Source organism: Pseudomonas fluorescens (assembly GCF_004683905.1).
Classification (GTDB): Bacteria; Pseudomonadota; Gammaproteobacteria; order Pseudomonadales; family Pseudomonadaceae; genus Aquipseudomonas; species Aquipseudomonas putida_A.
The window spans coordinates 5,971,720-5,991,756 of sequence record NZ_CP038438.1 but is presented as its reverse complement, the minus strand read 5'-3'; the positions used below and the strand labels follow the sequence as shown (position 1 = coordinate 5,991,756).

14 protein-coding genes are annotated in these 20,037 nt (G+C 60.0%); 13 read left to right on the top strand and 1 reads right to left on the bottom strand.

Annotated features, from left to right (window positions below; all coding sequences use genetic code 11):
* Nucleotides 1-2 precede the first annotated feature (2 nt).
* The 13 genes from tssH to E4T63_RS27720 all read left to right on the top strand — a co-directional run bounded on the left by tssH (nt 3) and on the right by E4T63_RS27720 (nt 19,220).
* Nucleotides 3-2,660: a type VI secretion system ATPase TssH gene (tssH, locus tag E4T63_RS27785; protein WP_135296852.1), complete on the top strand. Its 2,658-nt coding sequence runs from the start codon at nt 3-5 to the stop codon at nt 2,658-2,660.
* 10 nt (nt 2,661-2,670) lie between these two features.
* Nucleotides 2,671-4,191 carry a sigma-54 interaction domain-containing protein gene (locus E4T63_RS27780; protein WP_097089472.1) on the top strand — a complete coding sequence of 507 codons (1,521 nt, stop codon included), beginning with the start codon at nt 2,671-2,673 and terminating at the stop codon, nt 4,189-4,191.
* Nucleotides 4,192-4,524: 333 nt separating this feature from the next.
* Nucleotides 4,525-4,665, top strand: coding sequence for a hypothetical protein (locus E4T63_RS27770; RefSeq protein ID WP_003229566.1), 141 nt, complete (start codon nt 4,525-4,527; stop codon nt 4,663-4,665).
* An 18-nt stretch (nt 4,666-4,683) separates the two neighbouring features.
* Nucleotides 4,684-5,877, top strand: a complete 1,194-nt coding sequence (gene tagH, locus E4T63_RS27765; RefSeq protein WP_135296851.1) for a type VI secretion system-associated FHA domain protein TagH — start codon at nt 4,684-4,686, stop codon at nt 5,875-5,877.
* Between the two features lie 5 nt (nt 5,878-5,882).
* Nucleotides 5,883-6,383, top strand: a complete 501-nt coding sequence (gene tssJ, locus E4T63_RS27760) for a type VI secretion system lipoprotein TssJ (RefSeq protein ID WP_007962325.1) — start codon at nt 5,883-5,885, stop codon at nt 6,381-6,383.
* 2 nt (nt 6,384-6,385) lie between these two features.
* Nucleotides 6,386-7,717, top strand: a complete 1,332-nt coding sequence (gene tssK / locus E4T63_RS27755) for a type VI secretion system baseplate subunit TssK (RefSeq protein WP_007962327.1) — start codon at nt 6,386-6,388, stop codon at nt 7,715-7,717.
* 5 nt (nt 7,718-7,722) lie between these two features.
* Nucleotides 7,723-8,598 (top strand): type IVB secretion system protein IcmH/DotU, encoded by an 876-nt coding sequence (gene icmH, locus E4T63_RS27750; RefSeq protein ID WP_003229559.1) that lies wholly within the window; start codon nt 7,723-7,725, stop codon nt 8,596-8,598.
* Between the two features lie 13 nt (nt 8,599-8,611).
* Nucleotides 8,612-12,151 (top strand): type VI secretion system membrane subunit TssM, encoded by a 3,540-nt coding sequence (gene tssM / locus E4T63_RS27745; protein ID WP_135296850.1) that lies wholly within the window; start codon nt 8,612-8,614, stop codon nt 12,149-12,151.
* Nucleotides 12,151-12,879 carry a PP2C family protein-serine/threonine phosphatase gene (locus E4T63_RS27740; protein ID WP_027610389.1) on the top strand — a complete coding sequence of 243 codons (729 nt, stop codon included), beginning with the start codon at nt 12,151-12,153 and terminating at the stop codon, nt 12,877-12,879. The genes tssM and E4T63_RS27740 overlap by 1 nt, the downstream gene beginning before the upstream one ends.
* The gene (locus E4T63_RS27735) at nt 12,876-13,877 is read left to right on the top strand and encodes a serine/threonine-protein kinase (protein ID WP_098966298.1); all 1,002 of its coding nucleotides are present in this window, start codon (nt 12,876-12,878) and stop codon (nt 13,875-13,877) included. Before E4T63_RS27740 ends, E4T63_RS27735 begins: the two co-directional genes overlap by 4 nt.
* Nucleotides 13,878-13,905: 28 nt before the next feature.
* Nucleotides 13,906-15,948: a type VI secretion system tip protein VgrG gene (locus E4T63_RS27730; RefSeq protein ID WP_135296849.1), complete on the top strand. Its 2,043-nt coding sequence runs from the start codon at nt 13,906-13,908 to the stop codon at nt 15,946-15,948.
* Between the two features lie 51 nt (nt 15,949-15,999).
* Nucleotides 16,000-18,648: a pesticin C-terminus-like muramidase gene (locus tag E4T63_RS27725; protein WP_135296848.1), complete on the top strand. Its 2,649-nt coding sequence runs from the start codon at nt 16,000-16,002 to the stop codon at nt 18,646-18,648.
* Complete coding sequence (locus E4T63_RS27720) at nt 18,630-19,220, top strand: lysozyme inhibitor LprI family protein (RefSeq protein WP_135296847.1); 591 nt, start codon at nt 18,630-18,632, stop codon at nt 19,218-19,220. Before E4T63_RS27725 ends, E4T63_RS27720 begins: the two co-directional genes overlap by 19 nt.
* Before the next feature lie 237 nt (nt 19,221-19,457).
* On the opposite strand, the gene E4T63_RS28780 is transcribed toward E4T63_RS27720, so the two are convergent.
* A complete protein-coding gene (locus E4T63_RS28780; RefSeq protein WP_245223413.1) occupies nt 19,458-19,916 on the bottom strand; it encodes a DUF6124 family protein in 459 nt (152 codons plus the stop codon).
* Nucleotides 19,917-20,037: the final 121 nt, after the last annotated feature.

Here is a 20,037-nt window from a genome sequence, read left to right as displayed (position 1 = left end):
CCATGATCAACGTAGACCTGCAACAACTCATCCAGGCGCTGGACGCCGAAACCCGTCGCGATCTGGAGCGTTCGGCTGAACGTTGCGTGGCCCGTGGCGGCAGCAAGATCCTCGTCGAAGACTTGCTGCTGGGCCTGCTGGAGCGCCCGAACGGCTTGCTCTCGCGTGCGTTGCAGGATGCCGACGTCGATGCCGGTGAACTGAGCGCCGCACTGCAATCTCGCGTTGAACACAGCGCCTCGCGCAACCCGGTGTTCGCCCCGGAACTGGTGCAATGGCTGCAAGACGCACTGCTGGTGGCCAACCTCGAACTGGGCCAGACCCAGGTCGAAGATGCCGCGCTGATCCTTGCGCTGCTGCGCAACCCGATGCGCTATGCCGGCAGCCGTTACCAGCCGCTGCTCGCCAAATTGAACATCGATCGCCTGAAAGAATTTGCCCTGTCGCAACAGGAGCAACCGGCCGCTAACGGCAAGCCGGCCGCTCAAGGCGAATCGCTGCTGCAGCGCTTCACTCACAACCTGACCCAGCAGGCGCGTGACGGCAAACTCGACCCGGTGCTGTGCCGCGATGGCGCGATTCGGCAGATGGTCGACATCCTCGCCCGTCGCCGCAAGAACAACCCGATCGTGGTCGGTGAGGCCGGTGTCGGTAAGACCGCCATCGTCGAAGGCCTGGCCTCGCGCATCGCTGCCGGTGAAGTGCCGCAGGTGCTCAAGGGCGTCGAGCTGCTGTCGCTGGACATGGGCCTGCTGCAGGCTGGCGCCAGCGTCAAAGGTGAGTTCGAGCGTCGCCTCAAAGGCGTGATCGACGAAGTCAAAGCCTCGCCGAAACCGATCATCCTGTTCATCGACGAAGCCCACACCCTGATCGGCGCGGGCGGCAATGCCGGTGGTTCCGACGCGGCCAACCTGCTGAAACCGGCGCTGGCCCGTGGTGAACTGCGCACCATCGCCGCCACCACCTGGGCCGAGTACAAGAAATACTTCGAGAAGGACCCGGCGCTGGCCCGTCGTTTCCAACCGGTGCAGTTGCATGAGCCGACTGTCAGCGAAGCGGTGACCATCCTCCGTGGGCTGGCGCAGGTCTACGAGAAGAGCCACGGCATCTACCTGCGGGATGACGCGGTGGTCTCCGCTGCCGAGCTGTCGGCCCGCTATCTGGCCGGTCGCCAACTGCCGGACAAAGCCGTCGACGTCCTCGACACTGCGTGCGCTCGGGTGCGCATCAGCCTCGCCGCTGCCCCGGAAAGCCTCGAACGCCTGCGTGGCGAACTGGCCGAAGGTGGCCGTCAGCGTCAGGCCCTGCGTCGCGATGCCGAGGCCGGTCTGCTGATCGACCACGAAGCGCTGGATGCGCTGGAAGCGCGGCTGGACGAAGCCGAAAGCGAAATGGTCGCGCTGGAAAGTCTGTGGACCGAGCAGAAACAACTGGCCGAGCGCCTGCTGGAACTGCGCCAGCAACTGGCCAAGGCCCGCGAAGCTGCCGCCGTCGAGCCGACTCTCAGCGTTGAAGAAGACGCCGAAGGCACCGTGATCGAAACCATCGCCGCCGAGGTCGAGGAGGGCCAGAGCGTCGAAGCGCTGGAAGCCGAACTGCACCAGACCCACAGCGCCCTGACCGCTGCTCAAGTCAAAGAACGTCTGGTCAGCTTCGAAGTCTGCCCGCGTCTGGTGGCCGAAGTGATCAGCGCCTGGACCGGTGTGCCGCTGGCGCAACTGGCCCGCGAACACAACGCCAAGGTCGCGAGTTTTGCCACCGACCTGCGCACGCGCATCCGTGGTCAGGAACAAGCCGTGCACGCGCTGGATCGCTCGATGCGCGCCACTGCCGCCGGCCTGAACAAGCCTGACGCACCGGTCGGCGTGTTCCTGCTGGTCGGCCCGAGCGGCGTCGGCAAGACCGAAACCGCACTGGCCCTGGCTGACCTGCTGTACGGCGGCGACCGTTTCATCACCACCATCAATATGTCCGAATTCCAAGAGAAACACACCGTATCGCGTCTGATCGGTGCGCCACCGGGCTACGTCGGTTACGGCGAGGGCGGCATGCTCACCGAAGCTGTGCGCCAGAAACCGTACTCGGTGGTGCTGCTCGATGAAGTCGAGAAGGCCGATCCGGACGTGCTCAACCTGTTCTACCAAATCTTCGACAAGGGCGTGGCCAACGACGGCGAAGGTCGCGAGATCGACTTCCGCAACACCTTGATCCTGATGACCTCGAACCTCGGTAGCGACAAGATCAGCGACCTCTGCGAAGACGGCGCCCGCCCGACCGCCGAGCTGCTCGAAGAGACCATTCGCCCGGTGCTGAGCAAACACTTCAAACCGGCGCTGCTGGCGCGGATGAAAGTGGTGCCGTACTACCCGGTGGGCGGTCCGGTGTTGCGCGAGCTGATCGAGATCAAACTCGGTCGTCTCGGCGACCGCCTCAACCGCCGTCAACTGGATTTCAGCTGGTGCCAGAACCTCGTCGATCATCTGTCCGAGCGTTGCACGCAAAGCGAAAGCGGTGCGCGCCTGATCGACCATCTGCTCGATCAGCACGTGCTGCCGCTGGTGGCCGACCGCTTGCTCGATGCGATGGCCACCGGTGAAAGCCTCAAGCGTGTGCATGCCACGCTCGACGGCAACGCCAGCGTGACGTGCGAGTTCGCCTGAGGTGGGTGTGATGTTCACTCAAGTGCCGCAGCCACTGGTCTATGCCGAAGCCTTGCTGGCGCAGTTCGCCAGCCTGTCGCGCGCGGCGGACGGTGCTGCGCTGCTGGGTGACTTCGTGCGTGGGCTGGCCGAACTGAGCGGTTGCGAATTGACCCAGCTGTACCTGCTCGACGCCACCCACACCTGCCTGGGGATGAACGCCGAATGCCTCGACGGCGCGCTGCAACCGCGCGCCGCCACCAGCCTGCCGGCGGACTACAACGGTGAGCAACTGCTGCAGTTTGCCCTGTGCCAGAACCGCGTTGTCTGCCTCGATGATCTGGGCGCCAGCCTGCACGAAACCAGTTTCCTGCCGGCCACCGCTGGTGCCTGGCAATCGCTGCTGTGCGTGCCGCTGGTCAATCAGCAGAAGGCGGTTGAAGGCCTGCTGCTGTGCGCCAGTCGTCGTCACGTCGACCTGCAGGGTTTTGCCGATTCACTCGGCCAGCTCGGCTCGTTCGTCCTTGGTCAGTTGCACTTGCTGCAGCGTCTGCGCCAGCCGCCGGCCGAATCGGCCACGGTGGCGCGCAGTGTGCCGAGCATCAACGGCTATGGCCTGATCGGCAAAAGCGCCGCCATGCGCCAGACCCATTCGTTGATCAGCAAAGTCCTGCACAGCCCGTACACCGTGCTGCTGCGCGGCGAGACCGGCACCGGCAAGGAAGTCGTGGCCCGGGCGATTCACGATTGCGGCCCGCGCCGCTCTCAGGCGTTCATCGTGCAGAACTGCGCGGCCGTCCCGGAAAACCTGCTGGAAAGCGAGCTGTTCGGCTATCGCAAAGGCGCCTTCACCGGCGCTGACCGTGACCGCGCGGGGCTGTTCGATGCGGCCAACGGCGGCACGCTGTTGCTCGACGAGATCGGCGACATGCCGCTGTCGCTGCAAGCGAAGATTCTGCGGGTGTTGCAGGAGGGCGAGATTCGCCCGCTGGGTTCCAACGACACGCACAAGATCGATGTGCGCATCATCGCCGCGACCCACCGCGATCTGTCGACGCTGGTCAGCGAAGGCAAATTCCGCGAGGACCTGTATTACCGACTGGCGCAGTTTCCGATCGAGCTGCCGGCACTGCGTCAGCGCGAAGGCGACATCCTCGAACTGGCTCAGCACTTCGCCGAGAAGACCTGCGCGTATTTGCAGCGTGATCCGGTGCGCTGGTCGAGCGCGGCGCTGGAGCACCTGTCCGGTTACACCTTCCCCGGCAACGTGCGCGAACTCAAGGCACTGGTCGAACGCGCGGTGCTGTTGTGCGAGGGCGGCGAGTTGCTGGCCGAGCATTTCTCCCTGCGCATGGAGCCGATGCCCGAAGACCACAGCGGCCTGAATCTGCGCGAACGCCTGGAAAAAGTCGAACGCACGTTGTTGCTCGACTGCCTGCGCAAGAACGACGGCAACCAGACCCTCGCTGCCCGCGAACTGGGCCTGCCACGCCGCACGCTGCTCTACCGCCTCGGGCGCCTGAATATCAATTTGGGTGACTTCGATGGTTGATCTGAACCTGGCTCTTGCCGTTTGCACAACTCCTGTCTTGAAGGGCTTCTCTGTGGCGAGGGGATTTATCCCCGATCGGCCGCGCAGCAGCCGTAATCCAGCAAACGCGGTTCTCCTGAAAGAACCGGTAATCAGGTTTTGGGGCTGCTTCGCAGCCCATCGGGGACAAGTCCCCTCGCCACAAATTGCTCACTTGCCACAGGAGGTGCGTACGCCTCGGTGGTCTGGCTCAAGGCCCCGATGTAGAGCCTTAGAGACCACTCAAAGAATTAATTTCAGCGCCGCCCGCAAGGGTCGGCGCTTTGTGCTTTGTCTACCCCTGGAGACCCTCTGATGTCTGTTCGTCACTGGCACGCTGTCCTGCTGACCCTCGTCGTTCTATGCGGCCTTGGCGGCTGTAGCGGCAATTACAAATTCAACGACAACGACTATCGCCCGTTGGGTGATCCGCAAGCGGTCAATCGCGGCAAGTGACCGCAAGGAGCATCAAACATGGAACTGGTTTTCGAAATGCTGAACACCAAGCAGTTCGTGCCCACCGAGTTGTGCCAGAAGACCTTCAAACAGGCTGGCGGCGTGATCGGGCGGGGCGAGGACTGCGACTGGATCATTCCTGACCGCAAGCGTCACCTGTCCAATCACCACGCGATTGTCAGCTACCGCGAAGGCACGTTTTTCCTCACCGACACCAGCAGCAACGGCGTCCAGGACGGCGGCAGCGGCGCACGCCTGCACAAGGGCGAACCGGTGCGCATCGAGCACGGCAGCACCTACGTGCTCGGTGACTTCGAGATTCGTGCACGGCTGGTGCGCGATCCGGCGACCTTCGACGGCGAAGTTGGCCGTCCGCGTGCCGCCGGCAGCATCATTCCGGACGACGCCTTCCTCGACCTCGATCCGTTGAACGCGATCGAACAGCAGGAGCGCGTCTATTCGGAAATCGACGAACTGTTGGCGCCGATGGCCAAGCCCGAGGACTCCCGTCAGCGTGCCGACTACGCGCGCATCGACATGGAAAGCCTGATGGTGCCCGAGCTGATCGCCCCGGTTGAACCCGAGCCAGCTCCGGCCCCGAAAGCCGTCGAGCGTCAGAGCGAAGGGTTCTGGGAGCATTTCGGCGCGGCGCTGGGCGTGGATGTCAAAGGCCTGGATCACGACGCCCGCGAAGCCTTGGCGCTGAACGCCGCGCGTCTGCTGCGCCAGAGCATCGGCGGTTTGCAGCAGAGCCTGCGCACTCGTTCGGAGCTGAAAAATGAACTGCGTCTGGCCCAGACCACCGTGCAAGGCACCAACAAGAACCCGCTGAAATTCGCCGTCGATCCGAGCGAAGCGCTGCAGATTCTGCTACAGCCGCACAAGCCCGGTCATCTGCCGGCCGAGCAGGCGATCTCTCGGGCGTTCCGCGATCTGCAGGCGCATCAGGTGGCTTTGCTCACCGCCAGCCGGGCCGCCGTACGCGGCACTCTGGAGCACTTCTCGCCAGAGCAACTGACCCTGCGTTTCGAGCGCGACAACAAACCGTTGATCGCCACCTCGGGCGGACGCTGGAGAGCGTTCGGCCGTTACCACCAGGCACTGCGTCAGGACGATGACTGGAGCGAGCGTCTGCTGGCCCGCGACTTCGCCCAGGCCTACGAAGAACAGATCCGCCTGATCTCCACCCTCCACACCGACCACCAAGGATGATGCGCATGTCTCGCCGCTCGACCGCTTTTTTCAAGACGCTGACTGCGCTCACCGTGCTGGTGCTGCTCGCCGGTTGCTCGTCGCTGTCGCCGTACTCGAAAGTGACCAAGATCAATCTGAAGCTGACCGGCAGCGATCAGCTCAACCCGGACCTCAACGGCCGTCCTTCGCCGATCGTCGTGCGCCTGTTCGAGCTCAAGCACCCGGTGACCTTCGAGAACGCTGATTTCTTCAGCCTCTACGAGCGCGCCAAGGAATCCCTCAACCCGGATCTGGTGGCCAGCGAAGAACTCGAACTGCGCCCGGGTGAAACCGTGGAAATGAAACTCAGCGTGGAGGAGGGCAGCCGCTACGTCGGCGTTCTCGCCGCCTACCGCGATCTGCCGGAAACCAAGTGGCGCTACACCGTTCAGGTCACCCCGCTGGAGCTGACCGAGGCCGATCTGACCCTCGATCAGGCCGGTATCCGCAACACCCATGAAGCGCTCGCCAAGGCGGATGACTGAACATGAATACCCATAAAGTCATTTGGCAGGAAGGCATGTTGCTGCGGCCGCAGCACTTCCAGCACAACGATCGCTATTACGATCACCAGATGAAAACCCGCACCCAGTTGCTGGGTGGCTACACCTGGGGTTTCCTCAATCTGGAGATCGACCTGCAGTTCCTCAACATGGGCAAACTGGTGATCAGTGCCGCCTCGGGGATCCTGCCGGACGGCAGCCTGTTCGAACTCGGCGGCAACACCGAGCCGCTGGCGCTGGACGTGCCGCCGAACACCGGTAACACGCCGATTTACCTGGCGCTGCCGTTGGTCACCGGTAACCACATCGAAGCGCGCCGCCCGGAGCAGTCCGACGTGCTCGCACGTTACACCGCGTACGACGCCGAAGTGGCCGACTCCAACGCCGGCGATGATTCCGCCAGCCAGGTCAGCTGTGGCCGCCCGGACTTCAAACTGTTGCTCGGCGAGCAGCAGAGCGATCAGGCCTACGTGAAGCTGAAGATCTGCGACGTGCTCGACACCACGCCGGACGGCGTGATCAGCCTCGATCCGGATTTCGTGCCGACCTACATCCAGGCTCATGCTTCCAGCTATCTGCTGTCGTGCCTCAAAGAAGTCATCAGCATGCTCAACCACCGGGGCGACACGATTGCCGAGCGGATCCGCTCCAACGGCAAGGTCGGTGGCGCGGAAGTCGGTGACTTCATGATGCTGCAACTGATCAACCGTACCGAACTGCTGCTGCGCCACTACCTCGGTCTGGAGCAGGTGCACCCGGAAGAGTTGTACCGCACGCTGCTGACCATGCTCGGTGATCTGGCGACCTTCTCCAGCGACAGCAAGCGCCCGCGTCTGGACAGCCGCTATTCCCACGCCGATCAGGGCGCGAGCTTCCGCAAACTGATGGAAGCGATTCGTCAGGTGCTGTCGATGGTGCTGGAACAGCACGCCATCGAGTTGATCCTGCAAGCGCGTCAGTACGGCATCATCGTGTCGCCGTTGCACGACCACAAACTGCTCGGCTCGGCATCGTTCGTGCTGGCGGCAAGTGCCAACTGCGACTCCGAAGAACTGCGCCACCGCTTGCCGGCGCACCTCAAGGTCGGCCCGGTGGAGCGTATCCGCCAACTGGTCAACCTGCACTTGCCGGGGATCAAGGTCAAACCGTTGCCGGTGGCCCCGCGGCAGATCGCGTTCCACTCGAACAAAACCTACTTCATCCTCGAACTCAGTTCCGAAGACCTGGCGCAACTCGAGCGCTCCGGCGGCTTCGCGTTCCACGTGTCCGGCGAATTCGCCGAGCTTGAACTGAAATTCTGGGCCATCAGGAACTGACCGACATGATCAAGGAAACGGATTACAACCAGGACGACAAAACCGTCCTGCTCGATCGTCAGGGCCACGGACCGGCAGCCAGTCCGCTGACCGACTTCGCCGCGCCGCCGCGCTTCGAGCAACTGGAAGAACGGATGATCTACGCCGCGCGCCTGCGCCCGGCGGAGGCGTTCAACATCAGCCTGAATTCGCTGGTGGCGGCGTCGTCCGAACTGCTCTCGGAAGTGGTGCGCCTCAAGCACAGCGAAACCCGCGAAGACCTCTACGCGCTCAACGAGCGCCTGACCGCCGGGCTCAAGCTGTTTGAAGTGCGCGCGTTGCACAACGGCGCCGAAAGCAGCCAGGTGATGGCCGCGCGTTACGTGCTCTGCACCGTGGTCGACGAAGCTGTGGTGACCACGCCGTGGGGCAACGAAAGCGAGTGGTCGCAGATGAGCCTGCTCAGCAGCTTCCATAACGAGACGTTCGGTGGCGAGAAGTTCTTCCAGCTGCTCGATCGGCTGTCGAAGAACCCGGTCAAACACCTGCCGATGCTCGAGCTGATGTACCTGTGCCTGTCCCTTGGTTTCGAGGGCAAGTACCGCGTGCAGGCCCGTGGCATGCTTGAGCTTGAAGGCATCCGCGACGCCCTGTACCGGCAGATCCGTCAGTTGCGTGGCGACGTGCCGCGCGAGTTGTCGCCGCACTGGGAAGGCCTCAACGACCAGCGCCGCAACCTGGTGCGCATCGTGCCGGCGTGGATGGTGGTGCTGTTCACGCTGGTCTGCCTGGTGGTGATGTATTCGGGCTTCGCCTGGGTCCTGGGCGAGCAGCGCGACACCGTTCTGCAACCTTATCAGCCGCTTGATCCGGCCGCGGTGCAACCGCAGTCGCAGCCGTAAACAGGGACGTGTGATGAAAAAGTTTTTCAAGAAAGTCGGCGCCTTCCTGCACCAGACCTGGGTCTGGACTCTGCTGCTGGTGCTGTTCGTGGCGCTGCTGGTGTGGTTCGTCGGCCCATTGTTGGCGGTGGATGACTACAAGTTCTGGGAAAGCGCGACCTCGCGTCTGCTGACCATCGCCGTGCTGTTCCTGATCTGGGGCCTGACCATGGTCTTCGTCAGCTGGCGCGCGGGCATCCGCAAGAAAGCCGTCGAAGAAACCGAAGATGGCCAGGATCGCATCCGTCGTGACGAGCTGATCGAAGAAGAGCAGAAAGAGTTGAAGGCGCGCTTCAAGGACGCGCTGAAAACCCTGAAGACTTCGAGCCTGTATCGCGGCCGCAGCGAACGCTGGCGCAACGATTTGCCGTGGTACCTGCTGATCGGTCCGCAGGCTTCCGGCAAGACCAGTCTGCTGGACTTCTCCGGGCTGGAATTCCCGATCAACAAGATCGACCGCAAGCTGACCCGTGACACCCTCGGCACCCGTCATTGCGACTGGTACTTCGCCGATCACGGTGTGCTGATCGACACCGCCGGGCGCTACACCACCCAGCCGGACGCGGAAGTCGACGGCAGTGCCTGGACCACCCTGCTCGAACTGCTGCGCAAGCGTCGTCGCGGGCGTCCGTTGAACGGTGTGCTGGTGACCATTCCGGTGGAATCCCTGATCGGTGGCAGCGAGCAGGACATCGACACCCTGGCGCGCCAGGTGCGCGGTCGTCTGCAAGACGTCTATCAGAAACTGCACGTCGATGTGCCGGTGTATCTGGTACTGAGCAAGGCGGACAAGCTGCTCGGTTTCGACGAGTTCTTCGATCAACTGACCCGCGAAGAAAGCGATCAGGTGCTGGGCACCAGTTTCCGCAAGGATCAGGTCGGCACCGACGTCGCGGTACTGCGCGGCGAATTCGAAGAGCTGCTGCGGCGCCTGAACAATCAGGTGATCATGCGCATGCACTCCGAGCGCGATACCCAGCGCCGTGGCCGCATCCTCGACTTCCCGCATCAACTGGGGCAGATCGGTGAGCGCCTGTGCCTGTTCGTCGACATGGCGTTCACTGGCAACCGGTATCAGCGCGCGTCGCTGCTGCGGGGTTTCTACCTGACCAGCGCTCCGCACCTGACGCAGGAAATGGACGCAACCACCGCCGGCATCGGCGCCAACCTCGGCATGAATGCCGGTGTGCTGCCAACCCTGCGCAGTGGCCGTTCGCGCTTCATCCATCATCTGTTCAGTCGGGTGATTTTCCCCGAGTCGGATCTGGCCGGCCTCGACAAGCGCGAACGCAGCCGTATCCATTGGGGTCAGCGTGCGTTGTACGTTGGCGCACTGGCGGCACTGGCGCTGTTCGGCATGCTCTGGGCCGGTGGTTTCTCGGCCAACTATGAGCGTCTGGAAAACCTGCGCACGCTGGCGCAGAACTGGACTCAGCAGCGTTCGGCGCTGACCCCGCGTGATGATGCGATGGGCGTGCTGAAAACCCTCGACACCAGCTATGCCGCAACTCAGGTGTTCCCGAAGAAAGGCGACGTTTCGTACCACGAGCGTGGCGGTCTGTATCAGGGCGAAGACGTCAATCCGGTGGTCAAGCAAGCCTACGAACATGAGCTCGAAGCGCAATTGCTGCCACGGGTCGCGACGATGCTCGAAGGGCAGATCCGCGCCAACATGAAGGACCGCGACAAGCTGCTCAACAGCCTGCGTGCGTACCTGATGCTGAACATGAAAGACCGTCGTGACGCGGTGTGGCTCAAGGACTGGGTCGCCACTGACTGGTCGCAGCGCTACACCGGCAACACCGCGGTGCAGAATGGTCTGAACACTCACCTTGAGCGCCTGCTGAAGCAGCCGTTCATCTACCCGCTGAACGATCAACTGGTGACTCAGGCACGTCAGGTGCTGCGCGCCGAATCGCTGGCCACCGTGGTTTACCGCATGCTCCGCGAGCAGGCGCGCAACCTGCCGGAGTACCGTTTCAGCCAACACCTCGGCCCGCAAGGCTCGCTGTTCATCGGCACCGAATACGTGATCCCGGGCTTCTACACCCAGCAGGGTTATCAGCAGTACTTCTCGGTGCAGGGTTCGGCGCTGGTCACCGACATCCTGCGTGACAACTGGGTGCTGGGCGAAGGCGCGGGCATCAGCGACATGGACTTGCGTCGCCTGATGGTCGAGCTGGAGCAACTGTACTTCCGCGACTACGCCAACTACTGGAGCGAAGCCGTTGGCCAGGTGGCCTTGCCGCCGATCAGCGACGCCGGTGAAGGCGCCGAGCAACTGGCGGGCCTGACTTCGGCCAACTCGCCGGTGCTGGCGTTGCTCACTGAAGTGCGCGAGAACACGCGCTTCCCGGCCGCTGCCGATCCGGTGGATGAGGCCGGTGATGCCGCCGATGCACTGGCCGGGCAGAAGGGCAAACTGGGCAAGGTCGGCAAACTGGCCTCGGCTGTCGCCGACAAGGCTTCGGCGATGGCCGTGGCGAAAAGCCTGCCGGACACCGCGAAGAAGTCGCTGCAACGCCGCTTCGAGCCGCTGCACCGTTTGCTCGATGACAACAACGGCCCGGCCGCTGACCTGACCCCGGCCATCAGCGCGCTCAACGACCTGCAACTGCAACTGTCCGGTCTGGCCCGTTCCAGCACGCCGGAACAAGCCGCGTTCGAAATGGCGAAAACCCGCATGAGCGGCCAGCGTGATGCGCTGACCAACCTGCGTGCGGCCTCGGGTCGCCTGCCGCGTCCGCTGAGCGTGTGGTTCAACGTGCTGGCCGAAGACTCGTGGCGCCTGGTGCTCAACGACGCTTACCAATACCTGAACGGCCGTTATCAGAACGAGCTGTACAGCGTGTATGGCAAAACCATCAGCAAGCGTTATCCGTTCAGCGCCAGCAGCACCAGCGACGTGGCGATCAGCGACTTCCGCGAGTTCTTCCGCGCTCAAGGCACCGTCGATCGCTTCTTCGACAGCTACATGCGTCCGTTCGTCAGCGGTGATCCGGGCAACTACCGGATGCGCAGCGTCGACGGTCACAGCCTGCCGGTGTCGAAGATGTACCTCGACCAGATGGCAGCAGCCCTGACCATTCGCCAGAGCTTCTTCTCGATCAACCCGGCCGAGCCGACCGTGCAGTTCAAACTGGAGCCGTACACCCTCGATCCGGCGGTGAGCCGTTCCGAGTTCAAGTTCGGCGACAAGACCATGGAGTACCGCCACGGTCCGATCCTGCCAATGACGTTCAAGTGGCCGACCGATGCTGAAGACGGTCGCACCAGCCTGGTGATGGACAAGATGGCGGGGCGTCCGATCGGCATCGAGAAGAACTCCGGCCCATGGTCGCTGTTCCGTCTGTTCGACCTGATGCAGACCGAGTATCTGACCGGTCGCGACGTGCTGGTGCTGAAAGCCGACGTGGGTGGCCTGCGTGCCAACTACCTGCTGACCAGCCAGCGCACGCCGAACCCGTTCGACATGGGCGTGCTGCGTACCTTCCGTATGCCGGTGCAGCTCTGATGCTGGTGGCCAGTCCCTGGCGCAGCGCGGCGCGTACCGACCCGGGCAAGGTGCGGGCGCGCAACGAAGATGCCTTCCTCGACTCGCCACAGCAGGGGCTGTGGGTGGTCGCGGACGGCATGGGCGGTCATCAGGGTGGCGACATCGCCAGCCAGCTGATCGTCGCCAGCCTGGCTGAACTGCCGCAGCACGAGGACTTCGACGAACGCCTCAAAGCCATCCGCCAGTGCCTGCACTGGTTGAACCGGCGCTTGGGGCAGGAGTTGACGGTCACCGCCGGACGCCACGACAGCATCATGGGCAGCACCGTCGTGGCGCTGCTGGTGGAGGGCAATCGCGCGGCCTGCATCTGGGCTGGCGACAGCCGTTGCTATATGTGGCGCGGGCAGCGGCTGTATCAGCTGTCCAAGGATCATTCGCTGCAACAGCAACTGATCGACGAGCAACAGATGAGCGTCGAACAGGCGGCAGCGCACCCGGCGGCTCAGGCCTTGACCCGAGCCGTCGGTGCGGCCGAACAGCTGACCCTGGATGTCCTCGAACTCGAGGTCTATCCGGGCGATGCGTTTTTGTTGTGCAGCGATGGTTTGTATCAGGGCCTGAGCAGCGATGCCCTCGGCAACGCCCTCAGCCTCAGCGCGCCGCACGTGGCGCTGGAACGTCTGTTCGACGGCGCCCTGCGTGGCGCCGCCCGGGACAACCTGACTGCCGTGGTGATCCGCCAATGACTGAAATCGAATCCTCAGTCGATGATTTGCTGATGAGCGAAGAGCAGGCCAGCAACCTGACCTACTTCGCCTTCGCCAAGGCAAACAACGCCGAGCCGCTGCTGGCGCCGACCAAGGCCAGCATCGGTGCACTGCCGGACGTACTCGCCGGCCGCTACCACCTCGAGCGTCTGCTCGGGGCGGGCGGCATGGGCGCGGTCTATCGGGCGCGAGATCTGCTGCACGAACAGTTCGGCGATCCCGACCCTTACATTGCGCTGAAAATCCTCAGCGAAGAATTTGCCGAATCGCCGGACGCCAGTGCCTTGCTCTACAGCGAGTTCGCCCTGACCCGACGCCTGCGCCACGACAACGTCGTGCGTGCACATACTTTTGAAGTCGACACCGACTGCCAGCGGGCCTTCATCACCATGGAATACATGCGTGGCCTGACCCTGGACAAATTGCTCTGCGAGCGGCCCCTCGGCCTGCCGTGGAAAGAAACGCGCGACATCGCGCTGCCGCTGCTCGATACGCTGGCCTACGCCCACCGTCGCGGCGTGCTGCACGGTGACATGAAACCGAGCAACGTCATGCTCAGCGAAGACGGCCTGCGCCTGTTCGACTTCGGTCTCGGTCAGGCAGACGAGGGCGTGTTGCCCGGCCTGCCGCACCTGAGCCGCGAGCGTTTCAACGCCTGGACCCCGGGCTACGCCGCCCCCGAACTGCTTGAGGGCCAACCGTTGTCGGCCAGCGCGGACGTGTACGGCGTGGCCTGCGTGATCTATGAACTGGCGAGCGGCAAACACCCGTTCCGCCGCTTGCCCTCGACCCAGGCCCGCGACGAGCACCTGGAGCGCGAGCTGCAAGCCCCGGCGAACTTACCGAAACACGGCTGGCCAGCGCTGCGAACCGCGCTGAGCTTCAATGCGGCAGAACGCACCGTCACTGCCCAACAATTGCGTGACGCCTTGGGCGCCACTTCGTCCTGGCTGCAACGGTTGCGACTTCGGGCGTAACGGACGACATTCGAACAGGGAGCGCTTTATGTTCAACCCAGCTAACGAAACCCACTTCAGCCTCAAGGTCGAAGACTACGTGGGCGACCTGCAAGTGCTGTCGTTCACCGGCACTGAAGGCATCAGCCAGCCGTTTCGTTTCGACCTCGAACTGGTCAGCGAAAACCCCGATCTGGATCTGGAAAAGCTCCTGCACAAACAGGCGTTTCTCGCATTCGATCCACAGGGCTCGGGCATTCACGGCCAGATCTACCGCGTCGCCCAGGGCGATGCCGGCAAGCGCCTGACCCGCTACAAGGTCTCGCTGGTGCCGCAACTGCAATACCTGCATCACCGCACCAACCAGCGCATCTACCAGCAGATGTCGGCGCCGAAAATCATCGCGCTGATCCTCGACGAACACGGGATCAAGGGCAACGCCTACAGCTTCCAGCTGAGCCAGCCGTGCCCGGATCGCGACTACTGCGTGCAGTACGACGAAACCGATCTGCACTTCGTCCAGCGTCTATGCGAAGAGGAGGGTATTCACTACCACTTCCAGCACAGCGAAAAAGCTCACCTGCTGGTGTTCGGCGACGACCAGACGGTGTTCCCCGACCTCGGCCAGCCGACCGCCTACATACAGGGCAGCGGCATGGTCGCCGAAGAACCGGTGATCAAAGGCTTCAAGCTACGCCTGGAAACCCGCACCAGCCGCACCACGCGCCGCGATTACGACTTTGAAAAACCGCGCTTGCAAATGGAAGCCGCGTACAAACCCGATGGCGAGAGCACTGAACCGGATCTCGAAGACTACGACTACCCGGGCCGCTTCATCGACCGTGCGCGCGGCAAGTTCCTCAGCCAGCGTGCCCTCGAACGCCACCGCGCCGACTACCGCCAGGCCGAAGGTCGCGGCGACCAGACCAAACTGGTCAGCGGCCACTTCATGGCCCTGTCCGACCACCCGCGCAGCGAGTGGAACGACCTGTGGCTGCTCACCGAAATCTTCCACGAAGGCAAACAGCCGCAAGTCCTCGAAGAAGGCGTGACCAGCGACACCACCGACAACAAGGACGACTTCCACCAGGGCTATCGCAACACCTTCCTCGCCACCCCGTGGGACGTGTTCTACCGTCCAGCCCTCGAACACCCGAAACCACGCGTGCTCGGCAGCCAGACCGCCATGGTCACCGGCCCCAAAGGCGAAGAAATCCACTGCGACCAATACGGCCGCATCAAAGTCCAGTTCCACTGGGACCGCGAAGGCCTCGCCGACGACAAAACCAGCTGCTGGCTACGCGTCTCCAGCTCCTGGGCCGGCGACCGCTACGGTGCGATCAGCATTCCGCGCGTCGGCATGGAAGTCCTCGTCACCTTCCTCGAAGGCGACCCCGACCAACCCCTCGTCACCGGCTGCCTGTACCACAAGGAAAACCCGGTGCCGTACGCCCTGCCGGCAAACAAAACCCGCAGCGTCTTCAAAACCCTCAGCTCCCCGGGTGGCGGCGGTTACAACGAACTGCGCATCGAAGACAAGAAAGGTGCGGAGCAGATCTACATCCACGCCCAGCGCGACTGGGACGAGAACATCGAGCACGACCAGAAGATTCGTGTCGGCAACGAACGTCACGACACCGTGGTGAAGAACACTTACACCGAGCTCAAGGCTGAAGAACACCGCACCACGATTTCCGACCGCAAAGTTGAAGCGAAGCTGGATGATCACCTCACGGTTGGGCAGAACCAGCATGTGAAACTGGGCACGGCGCAACTGACCAGCGTGGGCAAAGAGATTCACCTCAAGGCTGGGGACAAGATTGTTATCGAGGCGGGGACGGAGCTGACCATTCTTGGGGGTGGGAGCTTTATCAAACTCGATGGCGGTGGTGTGACGGTGGTTGGGCCGGTGGTGAAGATTAATGCCGGGGGCTCGCCGGGGAGTGGGACTGGGATCGGGATTAAACCGCCGGTACTGCCGGGGGCGGCGGATAAGGATAAGGCGGGGAGTTTGATGGATCAGGCGTTGTTGAATGCGTCTGAAGAGAAGATCAAACGCAAACCGAAGCGGATGCTTAATTTTTCTGGCTAAGACATCGACGGCAATCCAAGCCACCAGGGATCAGAATTCAGGTAATTGGTAATGACAGAGACAACCAAGAAAGTAGAAAAATGGTCGTATCCCTTGAAAGTAGGGACGGCCGAAGCGACCGATCCGCAACAGTTCTACAAGGCGTTAGCCAAAGCGAAGGATGGTTACTATCCGCTGGGGGCCAATGGGCTTTGGCATGGCGGCGTGCATTTCGATGAAGATTCGGGTCTGGTGCAGGACTCGACAGAAGTCCGATGCATAGCGGACGGTGAAGTGGTTGCCTATCGAATCGATAGCATCTATCCCAAGTCGAATTTCGGTACAAGCCAGTCCGACTTTTCCACTGGCTTTGTATTGGTCAAACACCGATTGGAAGTGTCGATGCCGCCAGCGCCGGCGGTACCTGCGGGATCTCCTCCTGCAGCACCCGTTCCCGGCCCGAGTCTTACCTTTTTCAGCCTGTATATGCATTTGTTGCAATGGAAAAGCTACGAAGAAACCCCGGCACTGCCGCGGCCGGTCTTTTGGAGCGGCGGTACGTTGCAGGTCAAGGCGACTGCCAACGATGAACTTCTGGGCTTGCGTGTCCGCCAGGAACCACGAGGAAAGCCCGGGTATGCAACGGTCTTGACAGTTTTGAATCGCGGCACGGTTGTCGAGACAGGCGAAGAGCACAATGGTTGGCTCAAGGTTGTCAGCGTCACGCCAGCCAGTGGCGCCCTGCCGCCAGGTACAGGCTGGGTGTTCAAAAGAGAGATGACCGCAGGTTCAACGCCCAATACTTATGTCATTGGAGCCGCTGCCAAAGACCCAATGACTCCACCACAGAAAGGTCTTGTCGTACGCGCCTCTGCTAGCCAGTCAGGCGCTGTGAAAGCAATTTTGCCGCACGGTACGCAAGTTAAAATCGGAAACGACGGGACGCGTGGTAAGTACCAGAAACTGCTGGAGATCGTCAGTGGGAACGCTGTTCCGCCGCTGGCAGCGGGGGAGGTGCTTGGATATGTCTGGGAAGGGCTACTTGAGGCCAAGAGTGAGCCAGCCGAAAAGGACGCCGTGCATGTCTTGGCGACTCCATTCCCGATTACCGCGGGCAGTCTGATTGGACATGTAGGGAAGTATCAGAATCACTCCGATTCAGCCCCCAAAAATCTACTGCACGTAGAGATGTTCAGCTGTGAAGACGTGAAAGCCTTTACCGCGCAGAGCAAAGAGAAAGCTGCGGGACTGCCAGCAGCTGAAAAAACGTTAGTGAAAATTCCGAAAGGCAGCGTGGTGGTTACTCATATGGAAGGAATGGGTCCTTCCAATCCACCTAAAGTGACTGATCCACACAAAACGGTTGGCTATGATTTTCTGATTCCCGTCGGAATGCTGGAGGCTCTACCCGCCGAGAAAAAAATAAAGGTTCCTGTTGTCATGGGAGGAAACACTACCTATACGTTGTGGTGGCGCCTGGACGGGTTATTGGGTGATGCCGACGGGAATGAGCTCAATGGATGGTTTGCAGAGCCAGATACCAAGTTATCGCGGCATTCACCCTTTGAGTGGGAAGGTTTCAGTTTCATCGAAGAAACTGTCAGTAATGCGGACCACCTCGCGGCATCTCTCCATGCTCAGGAAAATTTGACCGAGGAAGAGCGAGCGACATATTTGCCAAACATTGGAAACGCCAATGACGGTCCCGCTAAGCAGCGTCTGTACAAGATGCTCGATAAAAACAGCGACAACAAACTTACACCCGCAGAAATCAAGGAAGTGTTAAGCAAACCTTGGTTTTCTCAGCCGATATCTCAAATGGTTACGCGTTACGAAAGCGAGTGGCAGTTCAAAAGAGAAAAGTGGGATTCGCTGGACGAACTGATGGGGCATAGTGTCTCGGATCCTCATCAGCAGTGGGTGGAAGAAAAACTTAGAATTGAACGCTTGAGTTGGTGGGATAAGCTGGTTGGGAAACATGGCATAACCAGTGATAATAACGTTCAGCATATTCATTTGCTTGGTTTGTTGGGCGGTTTCTTGTCCGGCTGTCCTGAGAAGTGCAAGGCCGAAGTCTATACCCTCGATACAACGGTCGGGCCATATGTGGTGTCCAAGAAGCTATTTGAATTTCTGTTAGCAATCGAAGCTTATCGGGAACATCCATATGCTTTGTCCGATGCCAGCAGTGGAATAACGATAGGTTATGGTTACGATCTGGGGCAGCAAACAGCGGCGAGAGTTGATGCAGAGCTTAAAGATCTGTATACCCCTGAAGAAATAGAAAGATTAAAAGGGGCTCTTGGCAAGAAAGGTCAGGATGCGCGCGACTATGTGCACAACGTCAGCTCGATATCCATTAGTAAGGATAACGCTTTAAAGTTAGCTGTAATTATGAAGAAACGGTATGCGCAACAAGTTGTTGACGTATACCCTAAAGCTATAAATTTGCATCCGGATTGTCAGGGTGTATTACTTTCTCTTGTAGTCAATCGAGGCAATTCGTTATCAGGGAATACGCCCGCTAAGGCATTGAAGCGGCTAGAGATGAAACAGATAAAAGAAGATTTCGATAACGATAAACCCGAACTGATTCCATCCCGGCTACGTAGCATGAAGCGGCTTTGGGAGAATGATCCTAATACCGCCGGCGTAGCCACGAGACGTGAAAAAGAAGCGGTTTTTTTTGAGGAGGCGTTGAAATGCAATTGCTGGAAGTGACGAAGAAAATATTTTCTGTTTTATCGACGGTATTTCTTTATGCCGGCGTTGCGTCGGCCGATATTGATTGTAACACCGTCAATTCAACAAATCCTGACATTGTCAACTGTTCCCAGAAATCGTTTGAAAAAATTGATAAAGTTCTGAATGAGCAATACAAAGCTTTGTCTGCCGAGCTCGATTCATCAAATAAAGCGGCGCTGCTTTCTACACAAAAAAAATGGATAACCCTTAGGGATGAATACTGCAAAAACGATGATGAAGAGGGCGGAGAGTCTCCGATTGAGCAATTGTCGTGTAAGAAACAGTTGACGAGTTTTCGTGTTGCCGAACTTGTTTATCTTCGCACCGGGGTCATAGGAGATGGTTTTTATAAAGCCGTATCGCTAGTTAATGAAAAAGCCACCGCTATGAATTATTCGGAAGCTTTGAAATTTGTCGGTGGTAACGAGGATTTTGGACCGGTTTGGAAAGGATATGCAGAAGAAAACTGCGCGATAACATCCCGGTTATTCGGCGAAGCTAAAGATCGGTGCATGGGAAGGATGCGTTTTCAGATTCCGATTTTTTGATTGCTGAGCTTGGTGGTTAAGAGTAGTGAAATAGGGCCAGACCACCTTTTAGTAGAATCCGAAAAACGTGGTCTGTCCCCTATTTTCTCCTCCCGAAAAGTGCTGAAGATTTTAAGTGAGACTTTGTGATGGGAGAAAGTGAGAGAAACGAATAAAAGGGACGGATCTTTTTATTAAGGAAAAGGGACGCAAGAAAAAGGGACGGATTTATTTTTTAGTCCGTCCCACAGGTACCTCTTACGTATTCACTGTCTGCCTCACCGCTATCAATTTTTCCAAATGATCCAAAGCGCGTTCCACTATAATTTGTGCACCATCGGCAATTCGGGCAAGGACCACCGCTACGGAGCGCTTCGAGCCTTCGATGTCGTCCGCTAGTTTTGCGGCGATGGCGCTGATGGACAGCATGTCTTGACTGTGAGAGGGGGCGGATTTATTTGTTGCGCCAACATTCTTTGATTTTGAGGCGGAGCGTAAACGTATCCGTTTCGATGGTGGGAAAATTTCTCCTATGGCTGATTCATTGAAAAATTTATATTCGCTCCCCTGCTTTTTATCGTTAACCTTTTTGCTATTCAGTTCGGTCGCATTTTCTGCGAGTTTCGACTGTGGCAAAGCTTCGACGAACGTAGAGAGGAAAATTTGTAGTTCTCCTTCTTTGTCCGCAATGGACGAAAAGCTCAGTGAGGTCTTCAAACCGATAAAAAATCGGCGAGCTTTACAAATAATCGAAAGTGAATGGCTTGAGTCAGAGCGTAACTCTTGTGAGTCAGTGGAGTGTTTAGAGGACTCTTATGTTCGGCAGATACGCTTTCTG

Coding starts and splice junctions, on each gene's coding strand:
- E4T63_RS27720 (WP_135296847.1), top strand. CDS start 18,630: ATGCAATTGCTGGAAGTGACGAAGAAAATATTTTCTGTTTTATCGACG.
- E4T63_RS27740 (WP_027610389.1), top strand. CDS start 12,151: ATGCTGGTGGCCAGTCCCTGGCGCAGCGCGGCGCGTACCGACCCGGGC.
- tagH (WP_135296851.1), top strand. CDS start 4,684: ATGGAACTGGTTTTCGAAATGCTGAACACCAAGCAGTTCGTGCCCACC.
- E4T63_RS27770 (WP_003229566.1), top strand. CDS start 4,525: ATGTCTGTTCGTCACTGGCACGCTGTCCTGCTGACCCTCGTCGTTCTA.
- E4T63_RS27725 (WP_135296848.1), top strand. CDS start 16,000: ATGACAGAGACAACCAAGAAAGTAGAAAAATGGTCGTATCCCTTGAAA.
- E4T63_RS27730 (WP_135296849.1), top strand. CDS start 13,906: ATGTTCAACCCAGCTAACGAAACCCACTTCAGCCTCAAGGTCGAAGAC.
- tssJ (WP_007962325.1), top strand. CDS start 5,883: ATGTCTCGCCGCTCGACCGCTTTTTTCAAGACGCTGACTGCGCTCACC.
- tssH (WP_135296852.1), top strand. CDS start 3: ATGATCAACGTAGACCTGCAACAACTCATCCAGGCGCTGGACGCCGAA.
- E4T63_RS27735 (WP_098966298.1), top strand. CDS start 12,876: ATGACTGAAATCGAATCCTCAGTCGATGATTTGCTGATGAGCGAAGAG.
- E4T63_RS27780 (WP_097089472.1), top strand. CDS start 2,671: ATGTTCACTCAAGTGCCGCAGCCACTGGTCTATGCCGAAGCCTTGCTG.
- tssM (WP_135296850.1), top strand. CDS start 8,612: ATGAAAAAGTTTTTCAAGAAAGTCGGCGCCTTCCTGCACCAGACCTGG.
- icmH (WP_003229559.1), top strand. CDS start 7,723: ATGATCAAGGAAACGGATTACAACCAGGACGACAAAACCGTCCTGCTC.
- tssK (WP_007962327.1), top strand. CDS start 6,386: ATGAATACCCATAAAGTCATTTGGCAGGAAGGCATGTTGCTGCGGCCG.